Annotated in this window: 4 protein-coding genes; all 4 read right to left on the reverse strand. The window is 46.4% G+C overall.

The window, feature by feature from the left end:
- On the reverse strand, positions 1–2,167 hold a 2,167-nt coding region (locus FFM73_RS11840), incomplete at its 3' end, for a KxYKxGKxW signal peptide domain-containing protein (RefSeq protein WP_171001291.1).
- Between the two features lie 320 nt (positions 2,168–2,487).
- On the reverse strand, positions 2,488–3,060 hold the full coding sequence (locus FFM73_RS11845; RefSeq protein WP_137631878.1) for a DNA-3-methyladenine glycosylase I: 573 nt from the start codon (positions 3,058–3,060) through the stop codon (positions 2,488–2,490).
- Positions 3,061–3,097: 37 nt separating this feature from the next.
- Complete coding sequence (locus FFM73_RS11850; protein ID WP_137631879.1) at positions 3,098–4,663, reverse strand: glycerophosphodiester phosphodiesterase family protein; 1,566 nt, start codon at positions 4,661–4,663, stop codon at positions 3,098–3,100.
- Positions 4,664–4,763: 100 nt separating this feature from the next.
- On the reverse strand, positions 4,764–5,747 hold the full coding sequence (locus FFM73_RS11855; RefSeq protein ID WP_171001292.1) for a DUF2785 domain-containing protein: 984 nt from the start codon (positions 5,745–5,747) through the stop codon (positions 4,764–4,766).
- Positions 5,748–6,097 lie beyond the last annotated feature (350 nt).

A 6,097-nucleotide genomic window follows, 5' to 3' on the forward strand; every position in this document is an offset into this window, starting at 1 on the left:
AAAAACTGTGAACGACAGCTGCACACCAGTACAACGATGGTAACTTTAGCGTTTGTCTCAGTTTTCCTACGCCGCTTTTAGAGATCTCAAACAGTTTCTTAGCAATTTGCGCAGTAAGCGCCGCCTTCAGCGGAGCGACAGTTGGTTCCAAAGAATATGGGTACGTCGCAGCGTTGATTGTCTTAGCTAAGTCCGTCATATTGGTCAAAACGGTCTCGTTGTTTGATGATTCGTCGATATTAGTCTGAAAACTGCTATTTTCCTGAGCATCTGTTAAGTTGCCATTAACTTTATTAAGGGCAGCGGCAACCGCAGCTTGATTATTGGTTGAAGTGCTGTCAACCGGCGTTGGTAACTCCTTATCAATGCCACCGATTGCCTGGACTGCTGCCGCTGTCGTATCGCGATCATTAGCCGCATTGTTTAACGAAGTGATCAGAGCAGCTATTTCGGCGGCCTGGCCAGCAGTTAAACTAGCTCCCAGGTTCCCAGCACCAATCGCTGTCACCGCATCATATAGCGTTGGATTAGCACTCAAACCCTCAATTTGCGGACCGACATAGGGTTCAGAAAGGTAAGGATCAGTCTCATTCATACCAGTACCTAAATCAGCTAAGGTCTGGGTGATTGGAGTAAAAACAGCCTGCAGCTCAGCCGTGCCCAGTGTAGCAGTTCCCGTCGCAGTGCCCTTCTGACTATCAGCCGTAAACGAGTCTAAGAAGGTCTTAACGGCCTGTAATTGGGTTTCATAAAGGGTCATTTCTTGTTTAAAATTATTGCCGGTACTGGTACCGTTGCCATTATAAAGTGGTCCATTACTCAAAGCAACACCCACATCTTGGGCTTTGACTAAGTTGGCGTTGAGCTGACCATCTTTAAAGCTGGCCAAATCGTTCACATATGCCTGGGCGGTAGCCATCATCGTTTTACGGTTATTAACAACACCCCTGGACGTGCTGCTTATTCGACTAATCGCAGTATTAAAAGCGGTCATATTAATTTTACCGGCTGGGGCGTTATTAACGGTCTCAACTAAGCTGCTTGGAGTATTAGTAATCCATCCCTGGGTTACAGTAGACATGTTTTTGTCCATGTATTGAACCTGACCTTGGTCATCGTGATAACCAAGATGATCCCCCGAGTAATACACAACTTTAATATCGCCCGCTGCTAATTTAGGATTAGCCGTAATGGCAGCTGTCAATGAGTTGTATAACTGCGGGTCATTACCGACTTGAACGGTATAGACGCCGTTGGGATCAGTTGGGTCAGCGAAAGCGGCTTTTAAGTCCGCATCCGTCGTCGCAAGCTTGCTGGTATCAACGGTGTCACCGACATTCCCACTGTAAAACGGTTTGTCAGTGCCCTTTTGCGCTGCATTTTCTGCTACAGTGTCACCGTAATAATACGTCGAGGTATTAACGTTCACACTGATTTGGTCAGCGGCTACCGTAATCTCAACGGGACCTTTGATTCCACTGGCAGCAATTGCTGCTTGAGCAGCCTTTAAGTCTGCGTTAACTGGCAAAGCATATACTGTGGTGCCATCCGTCTTCACCGAAATCTTAGTGCCAACTGGTAAGTTGACTTGCTGTGCCTGGTCAGGTGTTGAAGCTGTCTGACCGTCTTTTTGATTATTAGTAATTGAAGCCTTTTGAGTTGTATCTGTTGTTTTTGAAGTTTCTTGCGTTGCAGTCGTAGTGGTCGCAGCCTTTGAATCAGTTGCGGTTACGGCCGTCTTCGGTGCTGACTTTTGGGTGCTGTCAGCAGTCGTTACTTTGTCCCCGGTAGTCGCTGCTGATGTCTGCTGTGCGTTATTTTGCTTCGTAGCAGCATTCTTCGTGTCAGTCTGAGCCTGATTATTTTCCTTCGTACCCGCATTAGCCTTAACTGTATCAGTCGTTGGCGCCGTCTTTGCGGTAGGTGCCGTCTTCAACGTCGCCGCGCTATTAGTCGCTGCAGTGTTCGCCGTGGTGACTTGCGTCGTAGCTGGCGTATCAGTCGCCGTTGCATCCGTGGTATCAGCCTTAGCCGTACCAACCAGCAAGAATTGACTCATCGCCAGAACGGAAGCGCTTGCAAATAGCCATTTGCGTCCCACCTTATACATCTTGTAATGCTCATTTTTGGCGTTACACCGTGCTAGTTTTTGCTTAAAAATATTCATCCTGAGTTCCCCCATCTCTGTGTGCCCTACAATTGGTTCAAAAATACCCTTAAAAACAAAACTAAAAGTTTTAGAGATAATTAACTATTCATTAAAATACCTTTACACAATGAATAGTAGTGTTTATTAAGTAAATAATCAAGCGATAGCCCACAACTTTTTACGAAATATTTTACTAAAGGTGACTAGTTAATAACGATTATCGTTAACGCCATGCATCTTGACAGTCATTAAAGAAATCTCATTTGAACATAGTATTTTATTATGGTTATTATCAGTTACCAAAAAAGAGTGCCCCACAAGGTACTCTTTTTTGGTGTTTATTTAACTTGCGTACTAATTTCTTCGTGCCGGTAACACGTGGTCAGATGATCATTCACCATCCCCGAAGCCTGCAAAAACGAATAACAGGTTTTCGGACCGATTCGTTTGAACCCTAAATGACGTAAAGTCTGAGTCAGTTCAGCCACAAACCACTCGGGTCCAACCGACTCCTGTTCGTTTAATGCATGGTCCAATGGCGTACCGTTGACGTACTGCCAGCAAGCCTCCGTGAATGACCACCCCAGTTCGTGCAGGCTGGTCAGCACCCTAGCGTTTTCAATCAACGCATCGATTTTCTGACGGTTACGAATGATACGGTCATTGCGATACAAGGACTGTATCTTAGCAGGTGGTAACGCGGCTAGTTCTTCTGGATTAAAATCATACAGCGCGTGTTTCAGCGCTGTGCGGTACTTTAAAATCAGCTGCCAGGCTAAGCCGGCCTGAAAGATCTCCAGTGCCAGGTTTTCAAACAGCTGGCGCTCATCATAAACCGGGACACCCCACTCTAAATCGTGATAGATCAATAACTGTGGACTCTTTTCCGCCCACGGACACCTGGTTGTCATTTTATCATCAGCTCCTCATAACCCTAACTACGAAGAACTAACAGAATTGGTTTACCACGTTTTCAACGATTGCCCAGTTAAAGTCTTTAGCTGGTTGCTGGTTGACCCGTTGCAGCCGCGTCAGCTGGTTGGTAATCTGACCGTCCGCACCCAAGGCCCGCATCATCTGCATATCATCCGTGCTATCGGGGGTCCAGACAAAGGCTGGTGCACCGATTGAATGGGCCTGCCGAACCATGGTCGTGTTTAGGCCAATGGCTTGCAGCGAATAAAAGTCCGCTGGCAGTTTTTTGATCGACATTAGATTTAGCGGCACGATGTAGCCCACGATGAGATTGGGCTCTAAATGCTTTAATTGCAATACTGCCTGATAACTCATCGTGTGGACAAAGTCATGTTCGGCAATCAAGCGGTTCCCATATTGATCAGCAAACCGTTTGACCACGTCCGAACTGTCTTGCGGCGTGACCTTTAATTCCACGATCAGCCGTTGCCGTTTTTGCTTGGCAACATTTAAATAGGAAGAAAGTTTAACTAACTTAGTGGTTTGACCGCCAGCATCAACCCGCTGCTGCGCTAATTTTTTTAAGTCCATTTTTTGGATATCAACTTTGTGACTGCCCTGACCCATCTTCAACGCCACGTCTTGACCGTGAGAAACGACAAAGTGGCGGTCCTTAGTTTCCTGGACATCAATTTCCACGAAATTAGGCCGATGCTTAGTCGTCTGTCTCAAAGCCGCTACTGAATTAGGCACCCCGTTATTGCCGATCACGCCTCGATGGGCGATCGTCACACTGGGTGAAATGGCAGCCCCAAAGTGAAAGGCTTGGAAACTAAACAGAATTACCAAGACAAACACTAAACCGGTGGGAAACCAGGCCATGCTGTGCAATTGATCGTAATTTTCATCAAACTCCGGCCGAAACTCTGGCTGTTCTAACGATTCCCAGATAACGGCAATCAAAAAGGCACTCAAGATCAGTAACGACAAACTCACGAGCACCACCAAGAAGACCAGACTGACAAAGTTGCTCATCCCAGTAGAAAGCTGCGGACTAAACGCGTGCAGCACCCGCACGAGCAGATGATCGATAATCGATAATGGTAACCAGAAAGTTAGCAGCGGCCGGACAAACCAAACCAAACGATGCCACCCGTTGATCGGCACGAGTTCCGGCTTAACGGTTACCCGCAAGCGACCGAGGATTCTTAAAAAACCGTACAGAATTCCACAATAGATAACGGCGAGGATGACCACGACGATGCGTCGCTGCAGGACGGCTAAGTCGACCCACTGAATCGGCAACCGGACTAAGTTCAGCACTGGCCCGGTGAACCCAGCATCACCAAAGGGCAGCCACAGGATAACTAACAATAACACCAACCCGGTTAACGCCAGCCAATGTTTGGATAGTCGCCGCCAGGTTGTTAAGATTAATAGATCAGATTGATTAAGAATCGATTTATTAGTGGTAAAGGCCGTTAAGATCATGTTTAATTCGAAGATCAGCCCCAGGATAAACCCCAGGATCAGGATAATCTTAATCAGTACCATGCCAGGATTTAACATCATAATATGCAAGGTGATCAGGTCCGCCATCAGCAGGAGCCACCCCAGATTGACTGCTCTGACCTTTAATAATTGATAACTTGTTTGAAATAAACGTCGATAGTAATTAATTGGTTTCACCCTTTCAATGTCAATCTAAAAAGTCAATGACGGCGTCCAGATACTGCTTGATCGTATCACTGAAATCGTTGCGAAGAATCATTGCTTCAATCAGTCGCCCCCGATTGTAGATGCGATTCCAATTGGACTGACTTTCCTTAGACTGCACGACTACCAATTCCTGTCGCCAGCGTTTCAACTCTTTAAGCAAATAATCCGCGTAGAGCTGATTCTTATTGGTTAAGCGCGCCAAATAGCCAGCCAGCCGTTGCGGTTCCCCAAAAATCAGAGGGCCTTTGAGGCGCTTATAACGGCTGATCAAGATCGCCATCAAATAGAGCTTATCCGCCCTCGTCAAACTGTCACGCTCTGACAATTCATCCAGCAGGTTACCAATATGCGTAAAAGCGTGCGCCCAGCCATTGATTTTAATGAACCCCCGAGTGTCCGTTTCTAGCACCACGTACAGTGCCGTCTGATTCACGATCTCATTAACAAGCTCCTGATTTAAGAAGTGGTAGCCAGCCCGATCCGCGTAGAGCATCACTGATAATAGCAGTACCGCAAACGCCCGCTGATAAACAGCATCATTTTCCGGCTCCAAGATGTGCGCAAATAACACCGTGTCGCTGATCAAGTAGCGCACGATCATCACCATCTGCTCATCCGTCAAGAGGTGCTGCTGGATCAGATCATTAAAGAGAAAATAGATTCCCTTATCACGAATGTGGGGATCAGGTGACCCAATGTGGCGTACTAGCTGCAGCACTTCCGTATCACTAAGGCCAGTCAGCGATTCACTTCTTAATTGGTCGTTTAAGTGAATCAAAATCGCGCGGATTCCGTCATCATCATCTGGCAGCCGCATTGTTGACACCGTGGGTTCCCGTTTGACTGACGAAATGAGCGGCTCCAGTTTTTTGCCGAGTGATTGAAACAGCGCTCCTGCGTTAACCTGTTTACGGATATCTTTTAACTGCGCACGTAATTCATCAAGCTGGTCATTAGCTGCCACTATTCTCGCCCCGTTCATAGTCTATTAAATACTATTTTAGCACGTTTAGACTGGTGACGAAAATAACCGTTTAATAACCGTTTTACGAGTGGTTTACATTTAAATTAAATCAACTCAGTAATCGTAATATAGCAGTTATTTTCTGCCACATAGACTAAACGCGTTCACCAAAACAGCGCCCGGCCGTGTAAGCAACTAAAAAGAGTAACCCGCAAAGTTCACGGGCTACCCTTCTTTGATGCCACATTGCCGAAATATACTAAGATAAGGGAGTCAAAATGCGACGGTATTTTGGCTCCTTTTTTGATACATTGAGGATGGGACAAAAGGTCGCGAACGCGTTGGGCAAA

The organism is Secundilactobacillus hailunensis (genome assembly GCF_005405185.1).
GTDB lineage: Bacteria > Bacillota > Bacilli > Lactobacillales > Lactobacillaceae > Secundilactobacillus > Secundilactobacillus hailunensis.

Bases quoted from the DNA above. Each gene is read 5' to 3' on its own strand.
- FFM73_RS11845 (WP_137631878.1), bottom strand. From the start codon at position 3,060: ATGACAACCAGGTGTCCGTGGGCGGAAAAGAGTCCACAGTTATTGATC.
- FFM73_RS11850 (WP_137631879.1), bottom strand. From the start codon at position 4,663: ATGGCGGACCTGATCACCTTGCATATTATGATGTTAAATCCTGGCATG.